This is a genomic window from Pelomonas caseinilytica (assembly GCF_021353235.1).
GTDB classification, from domain to species: domain Bacteria; phylum Pseudomonadota; class Gammaproteobacteria; order Burkholderiales; family Burkholderiaceae_C; genus Pelomonas; species Pelomonas caseinilytica.
Genome location: NZ_JAJTWT010000016.1, coordinates 51,295 through 74,640 on the forward strand (window position 1 = coordinate 51,295; position 23,346 = coordinate 74,640).

The 23,346-nt window shown below is 71.1% G+C and carries 23 protein-coding genes; 16 read left to right on the plus strand and 7 right to left on the minus strand.

Annotation, left to right across the window (positions count from 1 at the left end):
- Nucleotides 1–6 precede the first annotated feature (6 nt).
- The 5 genes from LXT12_RS24370 to LXT12_RS24390 all read right to left on the minus strand — a co-directional run bounded on the left by LXT12_RS24370 (nucleotide 7) and on the right by LXT12_RS24390 (nucleotide 6,934).
- Nucleotides 7–2,556, minus strand: a complete 2,550-nt coding sequence (locus LXT12_RS24370) for a hybrid sensor histidine kinase/response regulator (protein WP_233394904.1) — start codon at nucleotides 2,554–2,556, stop codon at nucleotides 7–9.
- Nucleotides 2,553–2,939 (minus strand): sensor histidine kinase, encoded by a 387-nt coding sequence (locus tag LXT12_RS24375; RefSeq protein WP_233394905.1) that lies wholly within the window; start codon nucleotides 2,937–2,939, stop codon nucleotides 2,553–2,555. The genes LXT12_RS24370 and LXT12_RS24375 overlap by 4 nt, the downstream gene beginning before the upstream one ends.
- The gene (locus LXT12_RS24380; RefSeq protein ID WP_233394906.1) at nucleotides 2,936–4,738 is read right to left on the minus strand and encodes an ATP-binding protein; all 1,803 of its coding nucleotides are present in this window, start codon (nucleotides 4,736–4,738) and stop codon (nucleotides 2,936–2,938) included. Before LXT12_RS24380 ends, LXT12_RS24375 begins: the two co-directional genes overlap by 4 nt.
- A gap of 152 nt (nucleotides 4,739–4,890) precedes the next feature.
- Nucleotides 4,891–6,480, minus strand: a complete 1,590-nt coding sequence (locus tag LXT12_RS26985; RefSeq protein WP_304622787.1) for a methyl-accepting chemotaxis protein — start codon at nucleotides 6,478–6,480, stop codon at nucleotides 4,891–4,893.
- A gap of 19 nt (nucleotides 6,481–6,499) precedes the next feature.
- Nucleotides 6,500–6,934 (minus strand): hypothetical protein, encoded by a 435-nt coding sequence (locus LXT12_RS24390; RefSeq protein WP_233394907.1) that lies wholly within the window; start codon nucleotides 6,932–6,934, stop codon nucleotides 6,500–6,502.
- Between the two features lie 360 nt (nucleotides 6,935–7,294).
- On the opposite strand from LXT12_RS24390, the gene earP reads away from it, so the two are divergent.
- The 16 genes from earP to LXT12_RS24470 all read left to right on the plus strand — a co-directional run bounded on the left by earP (nucleotide 7,295) and on the right by LXT12_RS24470 (nucleotide 22,647).
- A complete protein-coding gene (gene earP, locus LXT12_RS24395) occupies nucleotides 7,295–8,458 on the plus strand; it encodes an elongation factor P maturation arginine rhamnosyltransferase EarP (RefSeq protein WP_233394908.1) in 1,164 nt (387 codons plus the stop codon).
- A gap of 13 nt (nucleotides 8,459–8,471) precedes the next feature.
- Complete coding sequence (locus LXT12_RS24400; protein ID WP_233394909.1) at nucleotides 8,472–8,897, plus strand: hypothetical protein; 426 nt, start codon at nucleotides 8,472–8,474, stop codon at nucleotides 8,895–8,897.
- A gap of 72 nt (nucleotides 8,898–8,969) precedes the next feature.
- Entirely contained in the window at nucleotides 8,970–10,943 is a 1,974-nt protein-coding gene (locus LXT12_RS24405; RefSeq protein ID WP_233394910.1) for an ATP-binding response regulator, read from the plus strand.
- 150 nt (nucleotides 10,944–11,093) lie between these two features.
- Complete coding sequence (locus LXT12_RS24410) at nucleotides 11,094–11,873, plus strand: LytR/AlgR family response regulator transcription factor (RefSeq protein ID WP_233394911.1); 780 nt, start codon at nucleotides 11,094–11,096, stop codon at nucleotides 11,871–11,873.
- Nucleotides 11,874–12,056: 183 nt separating this feature from the next.
- Nucleotides 12,057–12,557, plus strand: coding sequence for a hypothetical protein (locus LXT12_RS24415; protein WP_233394912.1), 501 nt, complete (start codon nucleotides 12,057–12,059; stop codon nucleotides 12,555–12,557).
- Between the two features lie 60 nt (nucleotides 12,558–12,617).
- Nucleotides 12,618–13,535 (plus strand): LysR family transcriptional regulator, encoded by a 918-nt coding sequence (locus LXT12_RS24420; RefSeq protein WP_233394913.1) that lies wholly within the window; start codon nucleotides 12,618–12,620, stop codon nucleotides 13,533–13,535.
- 119 nt (nucleotides 13,536–13,654) lie between these two features.
- Nucleotides 13,655–14,671, plus strand: a complete 1,017-nt coding sequence (gene dctP, locus LXT12_RS24425; RefSeq protein WP_233394914.1) for a TRAP transporter substrate-binding protein DctP — start codon at nucleotides 13,655–13,657, stop codon at nucleotides 14,669–14,671.
- Nucleotides 14,672–14,679: 8 nt separating this feature from the next.
- Nucleotides 14,680–15,279 (plus strand): TRAP transporter small permease, encoded by a 600-nt coding sequence (locus tag LXT12_RS24430; protein WP_233394915.1) that lies wholly within the window; start codon nucleotides 14,680–14,682, stop codon nucleotides 15,277–15,279.
- Nucleotides 15,276–16,652 (plus strand): TRAP transporter large permease, encoded by a 1,377-nt coding sequence (locus tag LXT12_RS24435; protein WP_233394916.1) that lies wholly within the window; start codon nucleotides 15,276–15,278, stop codon nucleotides 16,650–16,652. Before LXT12_RS24430 ends, LXT12_RS24435 begins: the two co-directional genes overlap by 4 nt.
- Nucleotides 16,649–18,325 (plus strand): malonate decarboxylase subunit alpha, encoded by a 1,677-nt coding sequence (gene mdcA, locus LXT12_RS24440; RefSeq protein WP_233394917.1) that lies wholly within the window; start codon nucleotides 16,649–16,651, stop codon nucleotides 18,323–18,325. The genes LXT12_RS24435 and mdcA overlap by 4 nt, the downstream gene beginning before the upstream one ends.
- A 7-nt stretch (nucleotides 18,326–18,332) precedes the next feature.
- Entirely contained in the window at nucleotides 18,333–18,650 is a 318-nt protein-coding gene (gene mdcC, locus LXT12_RS24445) for a malonate decarboxylase acyl carrier protein (protein ID WP_233394918.1), read from the plus strand.
- On the plus strand, nucleotides 18,647–19,507 hold the full coding sequence (locus tag LXT12_RS24450) for a biotin-independent malonate decarboxylase subunit beta (protein WP_233394919.1): 861 nt from the start codon (nucleotides 18,647–18,649) through the stop codon (nucleotides 19,505–19,507). The genes mdcC and LXT12_RS24450 overlap by 4 nt, the downstream gene beginning before the upstream one ends.
- A complete protein-coding gene (locus tag LXT12_RS24455; RefSeq protein ID WP_233394920.1) occupies nucleotides 19,507–20,208 on the plus strand; it encodes a biotin-independent malonate decarboxylase subunit gamma in 702 nt (233 codons plus the stop codon). Before LXT12_RS24450 ends, LXT12_RS24455 begins: the two co-directional genes overlap by 1 nt.
- Before the next feature lie 14 nt (nucleotides 20,209–20,222).
- Nucleotides 20,223–20,894 carry a malonate decarboxylase holo-[acyl-carrier-protein] synthase gene (gene mdcG, locus LXT12_RS24460; protein ID WP_233394921.1) on the plus strand — a complete coding sequence of 224 codons (672 nt, stop codon included), beginning with the start codon at nucleotides 20,223–20,225 and terminating at the stop codon, nucleotides 20,892–20,894.
- Nucleotides 20,891–21,736, plus strand: a complete 846-nt coding sequence (gene mdcB, locus LXT12_RS24465) for a triphosphoribosyl-dephospho-CoA synthase MdcB (RefSeq protein ID WP_233394922.1) — start codon at nucleotides 20,891–20,893, stop codon at nucleotides 21,734–21,736. Before mdcG ends, mdcB begins: the two co-directional genes overlap by 4 nt.
- Nucleotides 21,736–22,647 (plus strand): acyltransferase domain-containing protein, encoded by a 912-nt coding sequence (locus tag LXT12_RS24470; RefSeq protein ID WP_233394923.1) that lies wholly within the window; start codon nucleotides 21,736–21,738, stop codon nucleotides 22,645–22,647. The genes mdcB and LXT12_RS24470 overlap by 1 nt, the downstream gene beginning before the upstream one ends.
- Before the next feature lie 8 nt (nucleotides 22,648–22,655).
- Here the strand turns inward: LXT12_RS24470 and LXT12_RS24475 are convergent, their stop codons facing one another.
- Both LXT12_RS24475 and LXT12_RS24480 read right to left on the minus strand, forming a co-directional pair.
- Nucleotides 22,656–22,805 carry a DUF3149 domain-containing protein gene (locus LXT12_RS24475; protein ID WP_233394924.1) on the minus strand — a complete coding sequence of 50 codons (150 nt, stop codon included), beginning with the start codon at nucleotides 22,803–22,805 and terminating at the stop codon, nucleotides 22,656–22,658.
- A 126-nt stretch (nucleotides 22,806–22,931) separates the two neighbouring features.
- A complete protein-coding gene (locus tag LXT12_RS24480; RefSeq protein ID WP_233394944.1) occupies nucleotides 22,932–23,294 on the minus strand; it encodes an ArsR/SmtB family transcription factor in 363 nt (120 codons plus the stop codon).
- Between the last annotated feature and the right edge of the window lie 52 nt (nucleotides 23,295–23,346).

Genomic DNA, 23,346 nt, shown 5'->3' on the forward strand with positions numbered 1-23,346 from the left:
CCTCGTTCAGCCGCCCGCGGCCACGAAGGCCGGGGGTGCCGGGGGCAGGGGTTGGGGGCTGCGCAGCAAGGCCAGGCGTTCGCGCAGCCGACGCACGGAGATGGGTTTGTAGGCCAGGGCCACGCCGAGTTCCTCGGCGATGGCGCCCACCTCCTCGCGCACATCCCCAGTCAGCAGCAGGACGGGAACGTCCCGCCATTCGGGGCGCCTCCTGAGCTGGCGCAGTGCCTCGGTGACCGGCCCTTTCTCGCCCAGGTTGAGGTCGGTCACGAGCACGCCGGGCACCCCGTGGCTGAAGCGCGAGGCCGGCGCCACCAGTTCCTCGATGGACGCGAAGCCTTGGGCGTCCATGCCGGCATCCAGCAGCGCGTTCATGAGAGTGATGCGGCCGAAGGCGTCGTCCTCGACGATGGCGACGGTCCGGTCGACGGTCAGGGCGTCGTCGCGCATCTCGGCCGCCGAGGGCACGAAGGCGCGCGGCAGGCTGAGGCGGTACAGCACCCCGAGCGATGGCGAGCGCTGCACGCTCAATTCGTGGCCCAGCATCTGGCAGGCCTGGCTCGCCGTGGCCAGCCCGAGGCCGAGTTCATCGGGGTCCGCGTCGGCCGCCGCCTCGGGCGGAGTCTCCTCGCTGGCGACGATCTCGATGCAGGTGTTCTGCTCCGAGGGCATGACGTGGACCTGGACGCTGCCGCGAGAGGCGTGCTTGACGACGTGCCCGACGAGGTTGACGACGATGCGCCGCAGCAGGTGGCGGTCGCTGAACACGCCGAACTGCGAAGGATGGACCGCCCAGGCCAGCCCCTTCTGTTCGGCCAGCGGACGGAACTGGCGATCGACTTCGTCGAGCAGGTCGCCAAGCTCGAAGCGCTCGGCATGCGGCACATAGGTGCCTTCCTGCAGGCGGGTCATGTCCATCAGGGCATCGAGCATGTCGGTCAGCGTGCGGCTGCTCTGGCGGACGGCCTCCATGTAGCGCTGGCGGGCCTGCGGCTCGCTCAGCGGCCCGGCCCCGGGCTCGGCCAGGTGGCTGAGGGCGTGAGCGGGCTGGCGCAGTTCCCGGCAGGCGGCCGCGAGCTGGCGGCTGCGCGCGTCGCTCAATTGCCTGAGCTGGGCATTGGCGGCGCCCAGGCTGTCCGCCAGGGATGCGATGAGGCGATGGCGCCGCCGCTGGCCGACATAGAGCGCCGCGATGGTCAGCAGCGCGACGCCCAGCAGCGCGGCCCCGACTGCCAGGGCGGTCCGGCGGGGCGCCTCCGCGGTGGCCCGCGCTTCGTGCTCGGCGGCGTCGACGCGGGCCTGGGTCAGCCGCTCCTGGGCTGCCGAGGCGGTGGCCAGGCGGATGGAGGCGGCATGGGCCAGATCCTCGAGCGCCTTGCCGGGCTCGTTCAGTACCTGCCAGGCACGCGCCGACGCCTCGTAGTAGGCGGCCAGGCCCGCCTTGTTGCCCCCCTCGAGGGACTGCGCCAGGGCGCGGCCTTCCACCAGCACCGAGCGGGCCCCGCTGTCTCCGAGGCGAGCGAGGGCCAGGGCGCGGCCGGACAGGGCATCGAGCTTGTAGGCGTTGTTCAGCGCCTCGAAGGTGACGGCGTTGAAGTCCGCCAGTGCCGCCCCGTACTCCCCGGCGGCCAGGTAGGCCTGGCCTCGGGCCACGTAGGCGCGGGCCAGCGGGGTGGCCAGGCCGGCGCGCTGGGCGGCGTTGAGCGCCCGCTGGGCCAGTTCCAACGCCTCGACCTGCCGGTCCAGCCGGCCCAGCAACTGGCTCAGGCGGATGGCAGGCGTCAGCAGGCCGGGGTATTTCTCGGGCGGCAGGGTGCGGACGACCTCGTCCAGGTAGGCGGCCGCCAGGTTCGCCGCGGAGCGGGTCGGGTTGTCGAACAAGGCCAGCGCCATGTAGACGAGCAGTTCGGCCCGCTCGATCTGGCCGGTCAGCAGGGGCAAGGCGCGCTGGAACTGGTAGAGCGCCTCACCTTCCTGCCCCGACTGGCTGGCGATGATGCCGCGCAGCTTGCGCACCAGGCCCTCGTGCAGCGGTCCGCCGATTTCGCCGGCCAGTTGCTGCAGCAGGTCCAGGCGGGCCGGCCGGGGTGCCCGCGAGAACTGCAGGACGCTGGTCGACTCGGTCATGAGGACGAGTTCGAAGGTGGCCAGCGGGTCGGCCGCCGCGCGGGCGTCGCCGATGGCGCGTTCGGCCTGGTCCAGCAGCGGCACGGCCGACTGCAGGTCGTAGGCCGCGGTGTGGTTGGCCAGCCAGGCGAGGTGGATCCATTCGGCATGGCGGTCCCCGCGCCGGCGAGCGGTCTCATAGGTCGATCGCAGCTGTGCCAGTTCGGACTTGAGGTCGCGGTAGGCCAGGTCGCGCCACTGCTGCCGCAGCGAGCGGATCTCCTCGAGCGCCTGCGCCTGGGCCGCCGAAGCGGGCGTGACCTGCGGCGGCGCCTCGGTGGCCGCCCGCAGGGGTTGGACGCAGGTGGCGAACACGGCCAAGGCGAGCAGCCCCGAGCGGGTGGCGCGGCCGAGGCGGCGCCCGGGCCATGAACACCGGTGGGCCGTCATATGACTCGCGCCTCGGCCGCGTGGAGCATTCCACCGGCATGGTCCGCGTCCAGCCTCTCCATGCCGAGGCGGACCACGGAGCCTCGGGGCGAGGAGAGCGGCACGGAGATTTCGTGGCCGAGCACCCGGCAGGCCTGGCGCACGATGGACAGGCCCATCCCCAGGCCGACGGCGCCGCCCAGGCTGACGCCGAACTCGGGGTCGGTGGCATCGCCGGTCAGCTTGTCGACCGGGATGCCCGGGCCGGTGTCGGCGATCTCGACCAGGACCCGCTGCTCCGTCACCGCCGCGTGGATCTGGACGCCGCCGTGGGTCGAGTAGCGCACCGCGTTGGACGCCAGGTTGAAGAGGATGCGCCGGAGCAGGTGACGGTCGCTGCTCACCAGGGCCGAACGGCGCTGACCTGCCAACCCAGGCCCTTGGCCTGCGCGGCCTGGCGGTATTGCAGGTCGACCTCGACGAGCAGCTCGCCGAGGTCGACGATCTCCGCGTGAGGCACGTAGGTGCCACGCTCGAGCTGCGTCATGTCCATCAGCGCGTCGAGCATGTCGGTGAGCGTGCGGCTGCACCGCTGCACCGCCTGTACGTGCGCCTCGACGTCTTCGGGCCGCTGGGGCTCGGCGGGTTGGGATTCGGTGAGCAGCCCCAGCACATGGGCCGGCTGGCGCAGGTCATGGCAGGCGGCGGCCAGGTGGCGGCTGCGTGCGGCGTTGAACTGCTCGAGCTGGGCATTGGCCGACTGGAGCTGGGTCACCAGCCGGGCGATCTGGCGGCGTTGGCGGAACTGATGGGCGTAGAAGCCTCCCGCGAGCAGGACGGCCGCCGCCAGGCCGAGCACGCCGATCACCAGCCACCGGCGATGGGCGGCTTCGACCTGGGCCTCCGCCGCCCGCGCCGCGCCGTCGACGCGCGCCTGAAGCAGCTTCTCCCGCGCGGTGTTGGCCATGGCCGAGCGGATGGCGCCGGCGCGCGCCAGGTCGTCCAGCGCGCCGGCAGCGTCGCCGAGGGTCTGGCGCACGCGGGACGAAGCCTCGTAGAACTGGGCGATGGCCAGGCTGTTGGTGTTGCTCTGGGCCTGGGCCAGCACATGGCCACGCTCCAGCAGCCCCGTGGCGCCGGGGTCGCCCAGTTGCGCCTGCGCGAGCCCCCATCCCACCAGGCAGCTCAACCGGCCGGCGACGTTGAGCGCATCCATGGAAGCCGACTTGAAGGTGGCGAGCGCCAGGGCGGGACTGCCGGCGCCGAGGTAGGCATGGCCCAGGGCCACCTGCGCCTGGGCCAGAGGCGTGGCCAGGCCGAAGCGGCGCGCCACCGAGGCCGCCCGCTGTGCCGCCGCGACGGCGTCGCTGTTGCGATCCAGCCGGCTCAGCAGCTCGCTCTGCCGGACCAGGGCCTCGACGAAGCTGGGATAGCGCTCGGGCGGCAGGGCTTCGTCCAGCTCCCGGAGATAGCCCAGCGCCTGCCGGGCCGCCGGGACCGTGGGGTTCTCGAACAAAGCCTGGGCCATGGCGAACAGCAGCTCCGCCCGGTCGAACCGGCCGGACAGCAGCGGCATGGCGCGCTGGTACTGGAACAGGGCCTCGCCGTCCTGGCCGGCCTGCGCGGCAGCCAGGCCGCGGAGTTGCCAGACCAGGCCTTCACGCAGCGGGTCGCCCAGCTTGCCGGCCATGGCCGCGGCCTGGGACAGCAGGGACTCACGCGGCAGCTCGTACTGCTGGCCCACGCGCGTGGCCTCCACCATCCACAGCAGCTCGAAAGCGGCCATGGTGTCCCCGCCCTGCCGGGCCGTCTCGATGGCCTGCTCGGCGAGGGTCAGCAGCGGCGCACTGGTGGCGTAGTCGACGGCGGCGGTCTCGCGCGCCAGCCAGGCCAGGTGCATCCATTCGGCGTGACGGTCGCCCCGGGCACGGGCGCCCTCGTACTGGGCACGCAGTTGCCCGAGCGCCCCCTGGGCGTCTCGATATCTCAGCTCGAGCAGCGCTTCGCGCCAGGCGCGCCAGTCGTCGTTGCTGCGCAGCTCGGGCGTCGCGGGGGTCGGCTGGGCCACGGCGCATAGCGGGCCGAGGCTGGTCCACAGCAACACCAGCCACAGCAGCGCGGCCAGCAGCCGCGTCGCCGCGCCGGCACCGCAGAAGCGGCGTTCGGCCCCGTCGGCGGACGATGAGACGGTTTGCGACAGCAAGGCTGACAGCCCCTTGTGTGTTGCGGTCGACAGGGAAGGCCCGCTGAACCACGCTTGCAGTATGGGGCCGCCACGCGGGCCCCGGATGGGGGTTGACGAGGGGACTCCGCTGCGCTGGCACTCCAGCGCGCCGGACGAACCCTGGTCGATCGTCACCGCGCGAGCCCGGGCTGGCCCGCGCCACCGTCGGCCAGCTTGAACGTGGTGACCATGCGCACGAGTTCCGCGGCCTGGCCGCTGAGTCCCGAGGCCGCGGCGGCCATTTCCTCGACCAGGGCGGAGTTCTGTTGCGTCACTCTGTCGAGCTGGTGGATGGCCAGGCCGAGCTGCGAGACGCCGGTGCTCTGTTCGGAGCTGGCCACGCTGATCTCGCCGACGATGTGGGCGACCCGCTGGATCTCGCCGACCACCTCGCCCATGGCCCGGCCGGCGCGGTCGGCCAGGCCGGCACCCTTCTCGACGCGCTCGACGCTGTCCTCGATGAGTCCCCTGATCTGCTTGGCGGCCTCGGCGCTGCGCGTGGCCAGGCTACGCACCTCCGCGGCGACCACGGCGAAGCCGCGCCCCTCCTCGCCAGCCCGCGCCGCCTCGACGGCCGCGTTCAACGCCAGGATGTTGGTCTGGAAGGCGATGCCGTCGATCACCCCGGTGATGTCGGCGATGCGCTGGCTGGCGCCGTGGATGTCACGCATGGTGGTGACGACCTCCGCCACGACCCGCCCGCCCTGGACGGCGACACCGGCCGCCGTCTGGGCCAGCAGGCTGGCCTCTGAGGCGTTGTCGGCGTTGTGCCTGACGGTCGAGCCCAACTGCTCCATCGAGGCGGCGGCCTGCTGCAGCGAACTGGCCTGGCTCTCGGTGCGCGCACTGAGGTCGGCGTTGCCATGGGCAATCTCGGCGCTGGCATGGGCCACCGTCTCGGACGAATTGCGCACCCGGTGCACCAGATCGGACAGGCTGTCCCGCATCTCGCCGAGCGCGCCCATCAGCTGGGCGGTTTCGTCCCGGCCCTGCGGATGGACGGCCTGGCGCAGGTCGCCGGATGCGAACGTCCTGGCCACGCGCACGGCGTCTCCCACCGGGCCGACCACGCTGCGCGTGATCAGGGCCACCAGCAGCAGGCTGGCGCCCAGCGACGCCGCGAAGATGGCGCCCATGGTCCAGGTCGCCGATTCGTTGCTCTCGCGGGCCTCGGCTTCGTCCGCCACGGCGCGCCGGTTGGCGATCTCCACCACCTGGTCGATGGCCGCGCGGTGCACCTCGTAGGCCGCTTCGAGCCGGCCCATCGCCGCCTCCGTCGCCGCCTTGTCGCCATGCTGGATGGCGGGCGCCAGATCGTCGAAGGCGGTCCGGTAGAAGGCCTCGACCGGCTGGTTGGCGGCGTCGAGCAGCAGCCCGGCCAGCGGCGCATCCAGCCGCGCCTGGGCCCAGAACTCGTGCCGCGCCAGATAGTCCTTGCGCAGCCCCTTCAGCCGTTCAACCAGTTGCGACTGCGCCGCCGGCTCCGTGGCGCGGGCCAGCTGCAGGCACACCAGGTAGGACTCGAGGATGTATTCCGGCGGCGGCAGGATGTCGGCGACGAGATCCTTGGTCTGGACGATGCGCTGGTAGAGCGCGCCGTTGACCTTGAGGCGGTCCAGGGTGTGGAAGGCCGCCGCGCCGAAGAGGGCGAAGCCGAGGAAGAAGATCACCAGCAGGGCGCTGAAGCGCGTGCCGATGCGATAGTGGCTGAACGTCACCATGGCCGGTCTCCGCGCCGCCTCAGGCGATGGAGCCGCGCAGTCGAGCCGCCAGGGCCTCGAGGGCGCGCTGCAGTTGCCGGCGCTTGTGGCAGGCCGCGAAGTGGCGCTGGATGATGTCCAGGGCCAGCACGCGGTCGACCTCCCCGGCCGCCGCCTCGGCAGCGGGGCGGCCGGCGCACAGGGCGATGACGCGCTTCAGGCGCAGCTCGCAGAGGTCGCGGTCACCCGCGAGGGCGGCGCAGATGCATTCCTGCACGGCGTCGATGGCGCGCCCGCGCTCCGCCTCACCGAGGGGTTCGCCCGCCCACGCGGAGACCGGCGAGTCGTAGGGCATCAGGTCCGGCCCGGGGGCCTTGGGTACGCCGGCACGGCCGAGGGGATGGCGGGGGCGAGACGAACGAGCCGGCACATTGAAGAGGACGACGTTCGCATCGGTGGCACGGATAGGCTGCATGTACACCTCACGATGAGTTAGTACCGCAACGATGCGCGTGCAGGCCCCACCGGCGCGAAGAAAGCGACAAGGTCGCGCTTTCCTGCCACGACACGGCGGTGACGTGGAACGAATGGCATGGGGGCTCCGGCCCCTTCGCGCTTGCGCGTTGAAAGCCTGGGCGCCGACGGCCCGGCCGGGGCCTGTTCATCGGGCGATTCATCCGGTGTCCACCACGAACATTTCGTTCCCGCCAGGAAGGGACTCGTCGGGAACTTTCCGCCCAGCCGGGCCGGCCACCTACCGTGCGCCCCGTCAAAACAGGTCCGCTTGCCGGGCCCTCACCTTCATCGCCTCTGGCGTCAACTGGACGGGACAGACATGGACAGTGCAGACATCTGGGACATCTTCTACCGGCCCGACGACCTCGCCGGCATGTGGTTCGGATTCCAACTGGCTCGCTCCTTGGGAGAGCAGCGCCAGCGCGTCCGGCTCTACTGCCACGACATCCAGACCCTGTCCGTCGCCCACGTCAACCTTGACCCGCGCGTGCTGATCCAGCACCTGGGCAGCGTCGAGATCCTCGACCAGCGCCTGGCGCGCACCATCGCCGCCGCCCCCAACCTGATCGAAATCTTCGACGGCGCGCCGCCAGCACCCTACATGGCCCGCTTCTTCAGCATGCAGTCGGGCGGCAACTGGTACTCCCTGCACGCGCCCTGGTCCAGGCGCGACGTCCCGACGGCCATCCAGTTGCGCACGCAGTCGCAGACGCATCGCCAGTTCGACGTGAACCTGGGCGATTCGTCGCAAAGCGCCGGCCTCATCCGCTCCGTCGGGCAGCCCCATGTACTGCGTACCAGCCCGCAGTCGCTGCTGGCGGCACGGGCCAGCATCCTGAGCCTGCTGGGCCTGTCGTCGGACCTGCTCGAAGCCGACCGGACTCTCTACGTGAGCGCCAGCGCCGGCATCGCCTGGCCACAGTGGCTGCGCGCCCTGATCGAGTCCGAGACCTCCCACTGCCTCTTCGTCGAGCATGGCGAGCTGCAGGAGAAGATCGCCCCCATCTTCTCCCGCGTGCCGGGCCAGCCGGGCACGAGCTCCATCGGGGCGCTGACGGTCGTCTTCCTGCCGCCTCTGCTTTGGGCACTGGTCGACGAGATCATCAACATCTGCGACCTCGTGCTGACCGACCGCGACGACGTGGCCTTCCGGGCCGCTGAACGCGGCACCCCATCGGTGCGCGCCCAGGCGGCACCCACCGACACCGACATGGCGCACTGGCTCTTTCCAGAACCCAGCTCGAACCTGGCCGAGTGCTACCGAGGCGCGGCGGCGGCCCTGGGCACGGGCCGTGGCGTGCCCGAAAACCTGGACGCCTTCATGGCCCGGCTGGAGGACTTCAAGGCCCATGCCCGGCAGGTGCAGGCCCGCGTCGGTCGCGCCTCGGACCTGGTCGCCCTGCTGCTGACCTCCAGCGAGATCAGCACCGCCTCGAACGTGGAGCGATTGTTCGCTCCGACGCAACCCAACCCGATGCTCTGAGACCCGGATCGCCATGAAGACCCCCCTGCCCCGCGTGCTGGTCGTTTCCGATTCCGCCGACCTGCGCTGGCATTTCAGCACCCTGCTGTACGAGCTGATCGTGGACGTGTACTGGCAGCTCGAGCTCAAAGGATTGGTCGAATTCGCCCACTGGTGTGAACCCCATCTCGTCATCCTGGCCATGCGCGACCTGAACGATTCGTACGCCGCCTACCAGGGCCTGGCAGGCCTGCTGAAGGACTCGGCGGCGCGAGTGGCCCTGGTGGGCGCCCCGCAGGACGGCGCACCCTACCCCAGCCGTGACCGTTTCCAGCTCGACGGCTACCTCTCCGCCCCGCCCACCCTGCACGAACTGGCCTGGCTGGTGCAGCAATGCCGCATGCCCGCGGCCAAGCTGCCGCCCAAGGCGGGCAAGCCCTTCAGCGCGCCTCGCGTCTAGGGCACACCCGCTCCGCTTCCCGCCCAACCCACCCACAGGCGCCGTCCGACGAGGTGCCCAACGAGCCGCAACATGGCAGCCGAAGACACCGAGACCCACACCGCCGAGGGCCCACCTCCGCCCGCACGTCCGCGCCTGAGGTCCGGCGCCCTGATGAACGTCATCAGCCGGCGTACCCTCACCCTGGTCGCGCTGCTGGGCGGCGCCGTCCCCGCCTACCTGCTGGCAAGCCGCCAGCCTGGCTGGGCAGTCCTCGTGGGCTGGCTCGCGCTGTACGCGCTCGTCGGCAGCTACTGGCTGCGCGACGCCATCACCGAGAGCCCGACCTTTCTCGGCCCGTCCAGGGCGGTGCGACCGCTGCTGCTGGCCGCCGTGTTCGGCGTCATCGGCGCCTCGCCCATCCTCGTCTTCGAAAACGACCACCATGCCCGGGCTTCACTGACGCTGCTGGCACTGAGCCTCTCGCTGGCGGCCTCGGCGGCGGCGCTCAAGAAACCCGCCAGCGGCATCGGCTACGCACGGGCCGTCCTGGCGGTCACGCTGGCCGGCTGGGCCGCGGCGCAGGGCGACGTGGAAGTTCTCTTCATGCTGCAGGTCGTGGCCGCATGGCTCTTCGCGGAGATCTTGTCGCGCCGGTCCGCCTACCTCAGGCGCCGGTTCAAGGCGGCAGCCGCCAGCCACGCCAACGTGGCCAACGCCCTGCGCGCCAAGACCCGCGAACTGCAGGAGTCGAACTCCTCGCGCGTCCGCATCCTGGGCACCGTCAGCCACGAAATCCGCCAGCCGGTGCATGCCCTCGGCATGATGGTCGAGCGGCTGCGCATCGATCCCCACTCCACCGAGTTCCGCGTCCAGCTCGACGAGATCGCCTCCGTGGTGCGCTCGCTCGCGCATTCACTCGCCCTGCTGCTCGACATCTCTCGCCTGGACGCCGGCACCGTCAAGGTCAAGAAGAGCATCTCGCCGGTGCAGGCTTTGCTCGAACGCATCCGCCGGGAGTTCGCCGTCGACGCCAAGCGCAAGGGCCTGAAGTTCGAGTGCGACAGCGACCTCAATGCCAAGATCGACACCGACTTCGCCCTCTTCTACGGCGCCGTGGCCAACTTCGTCAGCAATGCCATCCGCTACACCGACCGCGGCTACGTCAAGGTCTCGCTCTCGCAGCGGAACAAGGACGAACTCTGGCTGCACGTCAAGGACAGCGGCCGCGGCATCCCCGACGACAAGTTCGACGACATCTTCAACGAATACGTCCGCCTGGACCGGGAAAACCAGGCCGCGCAAGGCTTCGGGCTGGGCCTGGCCATCGTCAAGCGCACGGCGCAGCTGCTGGACCTGACCATCGAGGTCGACTCCGTGCTGGGCAAGGGCAGCGAGTTCCGCATCTCCGTGCCCTGCAGCAGCCAGACGCAGTCCATGACGCCGGGGGCAACGACCATGGCCCGCCCGTCGACCGTCAGCCGCTCGCTGGTCGGACTGCGCGTGGTGCTCGTGGACAACGACGAATCGGTGCTGCGCGGCATCGACAGCATGGTGCGCAGCTGGGGCTGCGTGCCGCTGTCCTGCCAGAGCGTGGCGGAGCTGGCCGGCAAGCTCGCCCACATGCCCGGCACGGAGTTCGACTGCGTGGTGGCCGACTTCCATCTCGGTGCCGGCGAGCCCAATGGGCTGGACGCCATCGAGCTGGTCCGCAAGAGCATGTCGCGCTTCGTCTCAGCCACACTTTTCACGGGCGACCTCAGCATCCGTTCGGCCGACCTGCCCTTGCCCGACGTGCACGTCGCCCACAAGCCCGTCGTGCCGGCGCGCATCTGCGTGATGTTCGAGGAGATGGCCGCCGAGAGCAAACGCCGCCGCCCCGAAGAGGATTCCGAGGCGGCACTCGAAGTCGAGACCCTGTCGGAATCCATGCCGCTGGCCTCGGCCTACTCCTACTCCAACCACCCCGCCATGCTGCAGCCGCACGAGGCGCAAGTCGCCGCCGAGGCGGTCCTGCAAGGGGCCGCGGAGGCCGGCATACGCCAGCCCGCCGCCAAGCCGGACTGAGACCACGCAGGGCGTCCAGGAGGCGGGCGGCAGGGTGATGCCTTCCCCGGCGATCGTGCGGCCGGCACGCCAAACGTGCTGATTTCCCTTGCGATAGGGGGGGCATATCTGAGCATCATCCAGTCATAAACGACTAGCGAGGGGCATCGCATGAACACGGAAGCGCATTCGCCGCCGGCACAGCAGGCGCGGGCGGAACCCACGGTCAAGGTCCTGGTCGCGGAGGACGACCCGGTCCAGCGGAACTCCCTGGTGGACCTGCTCGCCTCCCTCAGGCCCGATTGGGGCGTGGTGGCCTGCGTCGGCTCCGTGGACGAAGTCCAGTCGGCCGTCGACTCCCTCATTCCTGACCTTTGCCTCATCGACATCCACCTGCAGGGCAGCGACGATCCGAACTGGATCAAGAACCTCGGCTCCGACCTGGCCATCATCTACGTCACCGGCGACCCGGAATTCGCCGTGCACGCCTTCGACAGCGACGCCATCGACTACGTGCTCAAGCCCATCACGGCTCGGCGCCTGAAGACGGCCCTCGACCGTGCGAGCCGCGACCCGCGCCTTTCCGGCAGCCGGTCCACGGGCGGCGAAGGCGGCCCCGGGCGGACCTACCTGACCCGCGTCACCATTTCACGTGGTGCGGAGACCATCGTGGCCATGCCGGAAGACATCGCCTACCTGGAAGCCGACATGAAATACACCCGCGTCGTGACGACGCGGGGCGCGGGCCTCGTGCGCATGGGCATCAACGAGTTGAGCGCCCGGCTGCCTGAAGAACAGTTCCTGCGCATCCACCGCGGCTACGTCGTCAACCTGAAGTTCGTGTCTTCGGTCAAGCGCAACGAGCTGGGCTATCTCGAAGTCCATCTGAACGGGCGCCAGGAAGTGCTGCGGGTCAGCAAGTCCTACCAGCACGTCTTCCGTCCCGATTGACGCCGGCCGCGTCGCCCCCCGGCCGCACTCGTCTCCGCAGCCTTCACCGAACCGGCCCGCAATTGGTGGCGGCCGGCGCCGCACTCGTTCCGCCTCCAGGCGCCTCGTCTGAAAGCCGCAGGCCCCTCCACCGCGCCGCTTACCTTTGCCGTCGAGGGAGCGCGCAAAGGCGCAGTGGAGAAGATGAACATTCTGACGGCGGTGATCCTCGGCTGGCTGGGCCTGAACCTGGTCCTCGTCCTCCTGCTCTGGCGTGACGCAGAAATGACCCGGCGCCGGGTCGAAGCCAGGGAAGCGGCCCGCGCCAAGGCGCGGGCGGAGCGCCAGGCCGCGCTTTGGCGCCCGCGCGGCGATGCTGCGGGGCATCCGGAGGCCGGCATCGCGGCCCACGCGAGCGCCGGCTCCGACGCGCCACCAGCGCGCGAGGCCCGCCGGGTGATCGCGATGGTGAGTGGAGAGTCCGGTGACGCCCTCGCGCCCCGGCTGTCCGGTGGCGGCAGCGCCGCGCGCGTCCTGCCGGCCGTGCCCGGTGCAGACGTTCGCCATTTGATGGATCTCTACGACGAAATCCGCACCCTGCGCCTCACGGTGGCCGAACTCAGCCTCGACAAGGCCCGCCTCACGGCGATGACCCAGCCTCGCCCCCGCCCACCGCGCGCTGCGCCGCGCACCGACCGGAGCTGAGCTGCCGCGCCTGCAAGGCGGCCCGCGCAGCCGGCCGGGCCGTCGCTACGATGTCCGGCCATGCTGGACCGCATCGACGAAGAAATCACCTTCCGCAAACTGGAGATCCTGCTCGCCTTCATGGAGAGCGGGAACCTGGCGCGTGCCGCCGAGCGGCTGGGCGTCAGTGCCGTCAGCGTGCACCGCGCCCTGCGCTCCCTGGAGGCCGGAACACGCTGCAGCCTGTTCCGGCTGGAAGGCCGCAATCTCCAGCCCACCGAGGCGGCCCATGCCCTGGCCGACGTGGCGCGGGAGGTGCTTCAGGCCATGTCCCACGGCATCCGGGCGACGCGCGAGATTGCCGGCTACGCAGCCGACCGCATCCGCATCGGCTCCCTGTATTCGCTGACCAGCGTCACCGTGCCCGCCCTCATCATGGGCCTGCGGCTGCGCAAGCCCGACATCCAGACCGAGCTGGTGCTCGGCTCCAACCACGACCTGCTGCGCAAGCTGCGCGAGGGTGCGCTCGATGCTGCCGTCATGGGCTTCCCAGAAGGCGCGAGCGACGTCGAATGCCAGTTGCTCTTCGAGGACGACATCTTCTTTGCCGCGCCCGCGGGTTCACCCTATGCCGGCCAGGCCGAGATCGACCTCAGCGCCTGTGTCGACGAGCGCTTCGTGTCCTTGAACGAGGGCTATGTGACGCGCGACCGCTTCGTCGACGCCTTCCGCGTTGCCGGCTTCGAGCCCAACGTCGTCATGACCACCAACGACATCTTCTCGCTGATGAACCTGGTGGGCGGCGGCATCGGCTGCACCCTCCTGCCGGGCCGCATCCGCGGCGTGCTGCCGCGCACCGTCTGCCTGCTGCCCCTGCAGCCGCGCTACCAGATGCGGCAGAAGATCGGCGTGATGTTCCTTCGCACGCGCGAACGCGATCCCAACCTGCTGTCGTTGCTGGCCGCATGCCGCAGTCACGCCGCTGAACTCAAGGGTTAACCCACAACCTTTGCGCCGGGCGTAAACGTCGCCCGGCGAGGCTGATTGACCGGCCGGGGGCGCCGCTTCCACACTCCAGCCCCATACCGCCAGCCCAAGGCGGACTCTGGAGACAAGCCATGCACCTGACTCGACGTCAATGGATAGGCACCGCTGCGGCAGCCGCGGCCACGGCCGGATGGTCCGAGGCCTTCGCGCAGACCAGCCTCAAGATCTCGCACCAGTTTCCCGGCGGCTCGCCGACCGAGGGCGACTTCCGCGACCGGCTGTGCCGCAGCTTCGCCGCCGAGGTCGACAAGCGCACCGGCGGCGCCCTCAAGGCCTCGGTCTACCCGGGCTCGTCGCTGATGAAGACCAACGCCCAGTTCTCGGCGCTGCGCAAGGGCGCGCTGGACATGAGCCTCGTGCCGCTGTCCTATGCCGGTGGCGAGGTCGCCGAGACCAACGCCGGCCTGATGCCCGCTCTGGTACCCAGTTATGAGCAGGGCGCGGCCTGGAAGACGGCCGAGGTCGGCAGGCTGCTGTCCAAGGTGCTGGACGACAAGGGCGTCATCATCGTCAGCTGGGTCTGGCAGGCAGGCGGCGTGGCCAGCCGGGCGCGGCCCCTGGTGACGCCGGACGATGCCAAGGGCCTGAAGGTGCGCGGCGGCAGCCGCGAGATGGACATGATGCTCAAGCAGGCGGGCGCCTCCGTCATCACCCTGCCCTCCAACGAGATCTACGCCGCCATGCAGACCGGCGCGATGGACGCGGCCATGACGTCCTCCACCAGCTTCATCTCCTTCAAGCTGGAGGAGATCGCCAAGCACCTCACCTCCGGCCGCCAGCGCACCTACTGGTTCATGTTCGAACCGCTGATGATGTCCAAGGAGGTCTTCGCCCGCCTGCCCAAGGCGCAACAGGACGTGGTGATGGCCGTGGGTGCGGAGCTGGAGGTCTTCGCCCGTGATGCCGCCAAGGCCGACGACAAGGCCGCTGCGGAGATCTATGCCAAGGCGGGCGCCAAGATCTACGACATGGACGAACCCACGCTGAAGAAGTGGCAGGCCATCGCGCGTGACACCGCGTGGAAGGACTTCGGCGAGAAGAACGAGTCCTGCGCCGCCATCCTCAGAGCCGCCCAGAAGCTGCTCTGAGGCGCGCCATGAGCCACGGATTCGAGCTGAAGCCGGCCATCGCCGGCGTCGACCCCGACACACCCGCCTTGCTGCAGCCGCTGGCGCGGCTGCTGCACCTCGTCAACCAGGCCATGGTGGCGCTGGGCATGGTCGCCCTGCTGGTGGCGTCCTGCGTGCTGACTTACAGCGTGGTCTCGCGTTACGTCATGCGCGCCTCAACCGACTGGCAGGACGAGGCCGCGGTGTTCTGCCTCGTGGGCGCCACCTTCCTGTGCGGGGCCTTCGTGCAGCAGTTGCGCGGCCACGTGGGCATCGAGGCCATGGCGGGGCTGCTGCCGCGTTCGCTGAACCGGCTGCGCCTGGCGCTGGTGGACCTGATGTGCACCGCCTTCTGCAGCTTCTTCGCCTGGAAGTCCTGGACCCTCTTCCACGAGGCCTGGGCCGAGGGGCAGACGACCTCCTCGTCCTGGGCGCCGCCGCTGTGGATTCCCTACGGACTGATGGGGCTGGGCATGACCCTGCTGAGCCTGCAGCTCGCCGTGCAGCTGGCGGCCCGTCTGAACGGCCTGTTCAAGGCCGCGGCCCCCGTCGGCGCCACGGCCCACGGCACGGAGGCCCCGCGATGAGCATGCTCCTCCTCGGCTCGCTGTTCGGCGTCGTCACGCTGCTGTTCATGTTCTCGGGCGCGCCCATCGCCTTCGCGCTGGGCAGCGTGGCCGTGCTCTTCATGGCATTCTTCATGCCGGCCTCGGCCCTCGACACCGTCACGCAGAACGTCTACGAGGAGATGGCCAGCATCACCCTGCTGTCCATCCCGCTCTTCATCCTCAAGGGCGCGGCCATCGGCAAATCGCGCGCCGGTCAGGACCTCTACGCCGCCATGCATGTCTGGATGGGCCGCGTCCCGGGCGGCCTGGGCATCGCCAACGTCTTCGCCTGCGCCCTCTTCGCGGCCATGGCCGGCTCCAGCCCCGCCACCTGCTCGGCCATCGGCAGCGCCGGCATCCCCGAGATGCGCAAGCGCGGCTATTCGCCGGGCTTTGCGGCCGGCATCATCGCCGCCGGCGGCACCCTGGGCATCCTGCTGCCGCCGTCCATCACGATGATCCTGTACGCCGTGGCGGCGGAGCAGTCCCTCGGCCGGCTCTTCCTCGCAGGCATCGCGCCGGGGGTGCTGCTGGTGGCGCTGTTCACGGTCTACGCGGCGCTGCGCTACCGCAAGGAGCATGGCCTCGCCAAGGCCGAGTTCGAGCGCACCGGTGCGGCCTCGGCCCTGCTGGCCAGCGAGACCTTCACCACCCGCCAGAAGTTCGAGATGCTGCCCCGCGTGGTGCCCTTCGTGCTGCTGCTCATCGGCGTCATGGTGGCCCTCTACGGCGGCTTCGCCACGCCGTCCGAGACCGCCGGCCTCGGCGCCCTGCTGGCCCTGCTGCTCATCGCCACCATCTACGGCGTCTGGCGCCCAAAGGACGTGGCGCCCATCCTCGCGTCGACGCTGAAGGAGTCGACCATGCTGATGTTCATCATCGGCATGTCGCTGCTGTTCTCCTACGTGATGAGCTACCTGCACATCAGCCAGGCGGCGGCGGAGTGGATCGTGGGCATGCAGCTCTCCAAGTGGGTGCTGCTGGCCTCGGTGCTGCTGATGGTCATCCTGCTGGGCTTCTTCCTGCCGCCGGTCAGCATCATCCTGATGACGGCGCCCATCATCCTGCCGCCGCTCAAGGCCGCGGGCTTCGACCTGATCTGGTTCGGCATCCTGATGACCATCGTCATGGAGACCGGCCTCATCCACCCGCCGGTGGGGCTGAACATCTTCGTCATCAAGAACATTGCCCCCGACATCGAGCTGCGCGACATCATCTGGGGCGTGCTGCCCTTCGTTGTGCTGATGCTGCTGGCGGTGCTGCTGATCTGCCTTGTCCCGGCCATCGCCACGGCGCTGCCGGATGCCGTCATGGGCGCCCTGCCCACCGCCGTCCGCCCGGGGTCGCCATGAACGCCGCCACGCCCGCCTGGGGGCTGCGCGCCGCGCAGCGCGCCGAGCGCCTGGCCCGTGCCGCCCGGGCCCTGGACGGCCAGCGCCAGGGGCGGCACGTCGCCACCGGCGCTGCCGTGCAGCTGCTCGAAGCCGTGCTCGAACCGGGCGACCGCGTCTGCCTGGAAGGCAACAACCAGAAGCAGGCCGACTTCCTCGCCCGAGCCCTCACGCAGGTGAACCCGCAGCGCGTGCACGGCCTGCACATGGTGCAGTCGGTGCTGGCCCTGCCCGAGCACCTGGACCTCTTCGAGACCGGCATCGCCCGCCGCCTGGACTTCTCCTTCTCCGGCCCCCAGGGCGCGCGGCTGGCCAAACTGGTGGCAGGCGGCGGCATCGAGATCGGCGCCATCCACACCTACCTGGAGCTCTTCGCCCGCTACTTCGTCGACCTGACGCCCAAGGTCGCCCTCGTCACCGCCCAGGCGGCCGACGCCCAGGGCAACCTTTACACCGGGCCCAACACCGAGGACACGCCCGCCATCGTCGAGGCCACCGCCTTCTCGGGCGGCCTCGTCATCGCCCAGGTCAACGAGGTGCTCGACACCCTGCCCCGCATCGACATCCCCGCCGACTGGGTGGACTTCGTCATCCCCGCGCCTCGCCCGAACCTCGTCGAGCCGCTGTTCACGCGCGACCCCGCCCAGATCAGCGAGATCCAGGTGCTGATGGCCATGATGGCCATCAAGGGCATCTACGCGGAGTACGGCGTGCAGCGCCTGAACCACGGCATCGGCTTCGACACCGCGGCCATCGAGCTGCTGCTGCCGACCTATGCCGAGTCGCTGGGCCTCAAGGGCCGCATCTGCAGGCACTGGGCGCTCAACCCGCACCCGGCCCTCATCCCGGCCATCGAGGCCGGCTGGGTGGAGTCCATCCACTCCTTCGGCTCCGAGCTGGGCATGGAGGACTACATCCGCGCCCGCGCCGACGTCTTCTTCACCGGCGCCGACGGCAGCCTGCGCAGCAACCGCGCCTTCTGCCAGGCCGCCGGCCACTACGCCTGCGACCTCTTCATCGGCTCCACCCTGCAGATCGACCTGCAGGGCAACAGCTCCACCGCCACGCTCGGCCGCATCACCGGCTTCGGCGGCGCGCCCAACATGGGCGCCGACGCCCGCGGCCGGCGCCATGCCAGCCCGGCCTGGCTCAAGGCCGGCGGCGAGGCCCGCGCCGGGCGCCTCGGCGCGGCCGGCACGCCCCGCGGCCAGAAGCTGGTGGTGCAGATGGTGGAGACCTTCCGCGAGCACATGCAGCCCGCCTTCGTCGAACGGCTCGACGCGTGGACGCTGCAGGAGCAGGCCGGCATGGCCCTGCCGCCCATCATGATCTACGGCGAGGACGTGAGCCACATCCTCACCGAGGAGGGCATCGCCAACCTGCTGCTGTGCCGCAGCGACGAGGAGCGCGAGCAGGCCATCCGCGGCGTGGCCGGCTACACGGCCGTGGGCCTGGCTCGCGACGCGCGCATGGTGGAGAACCTGCGCGACCGCGGCGTCATCCGCCGCCCCGCCGACCTCGGCATCGACCCGCGCGACGCCACCCGCAACCTGCTGGCCGCGCGCAGCATGCGCGACCTCGTGCGCGCCTCCGACGGCCGGTATGCGCCGCCGCGGCGCTTTCGCAACTGGTGAGGCCGTGATGACCCAACCCGGACTCGAAACCCTGGACTACCGCTTCACCGGCACCCGCCCGGCCGGCGCGTTCGCGCCCGTGCTCGTCGGCGTCGTCGGCTCGGGCAACCTGGAGGTGTTGCTGGAGCCTGCACCCGGCGACGGCTGCAGCGTCCACGTCGAAACCTCGGCCCGCGGCTTCGGCGCCATCTGGGCCGCCGTCGTGCGCGACTTCCACACCCGCCACCAGCTCGCCGGCGTGCAGGTCTCCATCCACGACATGGGCGCCACGCCCGCCGTCGTCAGCCTGAGGCTGGATCAGGCGGCGCAGGAGCTACGGCCATGATCTCCTACGCCGAATGCTCGGCCCGCGAGCGCCTGGCCTTACTGGTGGACGAAGGCAGCTTCCACGAATGGCTGCCGCCGGCCCTCAAGCTCACCAGCCCCCACCTCGCCCAGCTCGGCGTGCCCTCGGCCTTCGACGACGGCGTGGCCATCGGCCGCGCCATGCTCACGGGCCGGCCCGTGTTCATCGCGGCCCAGGAAGGCCAGTTCATGGGCGGCGGCGTGGGCGAGGTGCATGGCGCCAAGCTCGTCGGCCTGTTCAGGCGCGCCCTGCGCGACCGCCCCCACGCCGTGCTGCTGCTGGCCGAGTCGGGCGGCGTGCGCCTGCACGAGGCCAATGCCGGCCTCATCGCCGTCTCGGAGGTGATGCGGGCCCTGCTGGACGTGCGTGCCGCCGGCATTCCCGTCATCGTGCTCATCGGCGGTACGGGCGGCTGCTTCGGAGGCATGGGCATCGTGGCGCGCTGTGCCGACCACGTCGTCATGAGCGACATCGGCCGCCTCGCCATGTCGGGCCCCGAGGTCATCGAGGCCAGCCACGGCGTCGAGGAGTTCGACTCGCGCGACCGGGCCCTGGTCTGGCGCACCACCGGCGGCAAGCACCGCTGGCTGACGGGCGACTGCGATGCCCTGGTGGAGGACGACGTGGCCGCCTTCCGCACCGCGGCCATCCGGGCGCTGGGCGCCTCCCGGCCCGTGACGCTCGAACTGCTGGAAGCCGAACACGCACGCCTGGCGGCGCGGCTGGCCTTCGAAGGCGCCGAGGCCACCGACTGGTGGGCCGCCCTCGGCGTGGCCGACGCAGCCCGCGTGCCCGATCTCGACGTGGCCGGGGTGCTGGCCCTGGGAGCCCGCTGATGGACTGGCACACCCTTGCGACCCGCCTCTTCGGCGCCGGGCACGGCATCACCCGTGACGGCGACTTCCTCCACGGCACCGTCGAGTTCGACGGCGAGCCGCTGAGCGTCATCGGCACCACCGGCCATGCGCCCATCGGCGTGGCCCTGGCCCTCGCCCAGGCGCGCGCCGTGCTCGACGTCCTCACCCACAACCCCGGCCGCGCCCTCCTGCTGCTGATCGACACCCAGGGCCAGCAACTGCGTCGGCGCGACGAGCTGCTGGGCATCAACCGCGCCATGGCCCACCTCGGCATGTGCATCGACCTGGCGCGGCGCCGCGGCCACCGTGTCCTCGGCCTGGTGTACGACCAGGCGCTCTCAGGCGGCTTCATCACCTCCGGCCTCATCGCCGACGCCTGCGACGCCTTGCCCGAAGCCGAGATCCGCGTCATGCGCCTGCCGGCAATGGCCCGCGTCACTAAGCTGCCTGAGGCCCTGCTGGCCCAGCTGTCCGAATCCAACCCGGTGTTCGCGCCGGGCGTGGCCAACTACGTCGCCATGGGCGGGGTGCGCCGGCTGTGGGACGGCGACCTGGCCCAGGCCCTGCGCGCCGCATTGGCCGATGCGCCCACCCAGGACCTCCGCGCTGAAGATGGCGCCGCCCGCGGCGGCCGGCGCCTGGCTGCCGGCATCGTGCAGCGGGTGCTGGACGCCGCCTGAGCATCCACGAGGCCATGGCCCTGCTGCACCGCCACCAGATCGCCTGGCTGTCGAGCGACGCCTGGCAGCGCCTGCTGCCCCTGGATTGGGACGACGAGGCCCGCGCCTGCCTGGGCTGCTGGGCCGACCACGGCCTTCCCGTCGTCGTCACGCGCCAGCCCGCGGGCGGCGGCGATGGCGGCATCTCGGTCGGCCTGTGCGCGCCGCGGCGTTGGGGGCATCGGCGGCTGGCCCTGCGCGTGCAGCCGGCCGAGGTGCTGTACTTCGACGAATTCCCACGCCTGGACCGGGTGCTGGCGCAACTGCCGCCGAGCGCCCGCGCCCCGGCACGCGCCCTCGCACTTGCGCTGCAAGCCAGCGGCACGGCGGCCCGCGTCTACGGCAGCCACGGCTGGCAGCAGCTCACCGGGCTCGACCACGTGCGCGAGGGCTCCGACCTCGACGTCTGGGCGGCCGTGGCCAGCCCCGGGCAGGCCGACGCCGCAGCCGCGGCGATGGAGGCCTTCGCCGCGCCGAGCCGGCGCCTGGACGGCGAGCTGGTGTTCGACGGCGACGCCGCGGTCGCCTGGCGCGAATGGCTGGCCTGGCGGCGCGGCCAGGTGAGGTCGCTGCTGGTCAAGCGCCTGCATGGCGCCAGCGTGCCGGCGCACTTCCTGCCGTCCGCGGCGATGGAGGTGACGGCATGAGGACAAGCCGCGCGCTCGCCTCGCCGGCGCCCAGCCCCCAGGAGATCGGCCGGGCCGCAACGCTGGCGCTGCACGACGAGCTGGCCCTGTCGCCCAAGCCCGGCCTCGTCACCCTCACCGACCGCGGCAGCCATGCCGACATGGACGCCCACACTTTCATGCGCAGCCTCTTCGCGTTGCGGAGCTACTTCGTGCGCATCGCCGAACTGGGGGCGGCACAGGCGCCCTTCGAGGCGCTGGAGGCCTGCGGCATCGCCGCCGAGGCGCGCATGCTGGCCGCAACCCAGGGCATCAACACCCACCGCGGCGCCATCTTCATGCTGGGCCTGCTGTGCGCCTCGGCCGGCTCGCTGGCCGCCCGCGGCCTGCGGCCGACCGTGGACGGCCTTCGCCACACGCTCACGCAGCGCTGGGGCGAGGCCCTGGCCCGGCGGGCGCTGCGGCCCTCGGCGCTGCCCGGCGGCCAAGCGGCGAGCCGCCTGGGCCTGCGCAGCGCCTCGGCCGAGGCGGCGCTCGCCTTCCCCACCCTCTTCGAGACCGCCGTGCCCGCCCTGCGCGCGGCCCGGAGCCGGGGCCTGGCCAGCGGCCCGGCGCGGCTGGACACCCTCTTCGCCACCATGGCGGTGCTGGACGACTGCAACCTCGCCCACCGCGGCGGCCTCGCGGGGCTGCGCTTCGCCCAGGGTTGCGCGCGCGACTTCATCGCCGCCGGCGGCGCGGGCCGGCCCGACGGGCTGGCAGCCGCCGCGGCGCTCGGCGCGGAGTTCGTCGCCCGCAACCTCTCCCCCGGCGGCGCCGCCGACACCCTGGCCGCCGCCTGCTGGCTGGACCGTCTGGGCTGATGGGCCTGGGCCTGCTCTTCCCCGGACAAGGCGCCCAGCACGCGCAGATGCTGCCGTGGCTGGAAGGCCAGCCCGAGGCCCGACCCGCCCTCGATGCCCTGGCCCGCCATCTCGGCGCCGACTGGCGCGACCGCCTGCGCGACCCCGCCTGGCGGCATGCGAATGCGGTCGCCCAGCCGCTGCTGACCGGCATCGGCATCGCGGCCTGGCAGGCCGTGGCGCCCGGCCTGCCACAGCCTGCGGCGGTGGCGGGCTACAGCGTCGGCGAGTTGGCCGCGTTCGCGGCGGCCGGGGTGTTCGATGCCGACACGGCCCTGAACCTCGCCGCCGCGCGCGCGCAAGCCATGGACGCTGCCGCCGCCGGCCGAGACACCGGCCTGATGGGCGTGCAGGGACCGCAGGCACGCCGCCTGGCCGAGGCCGCGGCACCCCTGTCAGTGGCCATCCGCATCCATGAGGAGCATGTCATCGTGGGCGGCGCCGGGCCGGCCCTGAGCGCCCAGGCCGAGACCTGGACCGCCCTGGGCCTGCGCTGCACGCGGCTGCCCATCGGCCTGGCCTCGCACACGCCCGCCATGGCACCGGCCGCACGGGCCTTCGCCGCTTGCCTGCAAACGGCCAGCCTGCACGGCGCGAGCCTGCCCGTGGCCTGCGACTTCAGCGGCACGGCCACCCGCAATGCCGCAGCACTCGCCGCGGCGTTGGCCGGCCAGGTCGACCACACCGTGCGCTGGGACGAATGCATGGACAGCCTCGCCGAACGCGGGCTGCGCTGCGTGCTGGAGGTTGGTCCGGGCACGGCGTTGTCCGCCATGTGGCGGCAACGCCATCCTGGCATCCCGGTTCGCGGGATCGAGGAATTCCAGGCGCCGCAGGGCGTGCGGCGCTGGGTCGAGGGGCAGCTCGGCTGAGAGGGCGCTCAGCGCAGGCCGCGTTCGCGCTTCTCGTCTTCGTGCATGTGGCGCAGGAAGTAGCGGATGAAGAACCCGCCCATGCTGAGGGTGAAGGCGATGACAGCCAGGCTGAGCAGCCCGGCATCGCTCGAGAAGAGTTCCTTGAACGCGGTCATGTGACGCTCCTTTGCGTGGACCTTTGGCAAGCTTTTGCACCTTGTGCGGCCGCCATTGCAGCCCCGCGTCCCACGCGCCGCCTTGACCTGCGGCAAGGCTTGGTCAAACGCCGCGCGATGGCGGCGTCAGCCGGGTAGGCGCCGCCGGCCCTTGCCGGCCTTGAGGAAACTGCTCCGCTGCGCCGCCGTGCGTTCCATCCGGCGGCCGATGTTGTCGCAGACGAGGTCGCACAGCGCATAGACCGATTCGTCGCCGATGCTGTAGTAGACCGACGAGCCGCGCGACTCGCGCGACACCAGTCCCTGCTGCATCAGCAAGGAGAGGTGTCGCGAGATGTTGGCCGACGTGAAGCCGCAGGCCTGCGCGATCTCGCCGACGTTGTGCTCGCCGTGGCGCAGAAGGTTGAGGATCTGCAGGCGCGTCGGCTCGGACAGCGCCTGGAAATAGGCGGCCACCTGGTGCAGGTCTTCGTCGGACAGGTCCTTCATCAGCGGGCAGGGGAATGCGTCGGGGTCTTCATCATGCCGCATCCCCCGTTGC

Coding starts and splice junctions, on each gene's coding strand:
- LXT12_RS24370 (WP_233394904.1), bottom strand. CDS start 2,556: ATGACGGCCCACCGGTGTTCATGGCCCGGGCGCCGCCTCGGCCGCGCC.
- LXT12_RS24390 (WP_233394907.1), bottom strand. CDS start 6,934: ATGCAGCCTATCCGTGCCACCGATGCGAACGTCGTCCTCTTCAATGTG.
- LXT12_RS24430 (WP_233394915.1), top strand. CDS start 14,680: ATGAGCCACGGATTCGAGCTGAAGCCGGCCATCGCCGGCGTCGACCCC.
- LXT12_RS26985 (WP_304622787.1), bottom strand. CDS start 6,480: ATGGTGACGTTCAGCCACTATCGCATCGGCACGCGCTTCAGCGCCCTG.
- LXT12_RS24415 (WP_233394912.1), top strand. CDS start 12,057: ATGAACATTCTGACGGCGGTGATCCTCGGCTGGCTGGGCCTGAACCTG.
- LXT12_RS24410 (WP_233394911.1), top strand. CDS start 11,094: ATGAACACGGAAGCGCATTCGCCGCCGGCACAGCAGGCGCGGGCGGAA.
- LXT12_RS24480 (WP_233394944.1), bottom strand. CDS start 23,294: ATGAAGGACCTGTCCGACGAAGACCTGCACCAGGTGGCCGCCTATTTC.
- LXT12_RS24400 (WP_233394909.1), top strand. CDS start 8,472: ATGAAGACCCCCCTGCCCCGCGTGCTGGTCGTTTCCGATTCCGCCGAC.
- LXT12_RS24405 (WP_233394910.1), top strand. CDS start 8,970: ATGGCAGCCGAAGACACCGAGACCCACACCGCCGAGGGCCCACCTCCG.
- mdcA (WP_233394917.1), top strand. CDS start 16,649: ATGAACGCCGCCACGCCCGCCTGGGGGCTGCGCGCCGCGCAGCGCGCC.
- LXT12_RS24455 (WP_233394920.1), top strand. CDS start 19,507: ATGGACTGGCACACCCTTGCGACCCGCCTCTTCGGCGCCGGGCACGGC.
- earP (WP_233394908.1), top strand. CDS start 7,295: ATGGACAGTGCAGACATCTGGGACATCTTCTACCGGCCCGACGACCTC.
- LXT12_RS24450 (WP_233394919.1), top strand. CDS start 18,647: ATGATCTCCTACGCCGAATGCTCGGCCCGCGAGCGCCTGGCCTTACTG.
- LXT12_RS24435 (WP_233394916.1), top strand. CDS start 15,276: ATGAGCATGCTCCTCCTCGGCTCGCTGTTCGGCGTCGTCACGCTGCTG.
- dctP (WP_233394914.1), top strand. CDS start 13,655: ATGCACCTGACTCGACGTCAATGGATAGGCACCGCTGCGGCAGCCGCG.
- mdcG (WP_233394921.1), top strand. CDS start 20,223: ATGGCCCTGCTGCACCGCCACCAGATCGCCTGGCTGTCGAGCGACGCC.
- mdcB (WP_233394922.1), top strand. CDS start 20,891: ATGAGGACAAGCCGCGCGCTCGCCTCGCCGGCGCCCAGCCCCCAGGAG.
- LXT12_RS24475 (WP_233394924.1), bottom strand. CDS start 22,805: ATGACCGCGTTCAAGGAACTCTTCTCGAGCGATGCCGGGCTGCTCAGC.
- mdcC (WP_233394918.1), top strand. CDS start 18,333: ATGACCCAACCCGGACTCGAAACCCTGGACTACCGCTTCACCGGCACC.
- LXT12_RS24420 (WP_233394913.1), top strand. CDS start 12,618: ATGCTGGACCGCATCGACGAAGAAATCACCTTCCGCAAACTGGAGATC.
- LXT12_RS24470 (WP_233394923.1), top strand. CDS start 21,736: ATGGGCCTGGGCCTGCTCTTCCCCGGACAAGGCGCCCAGCACGCGCAG.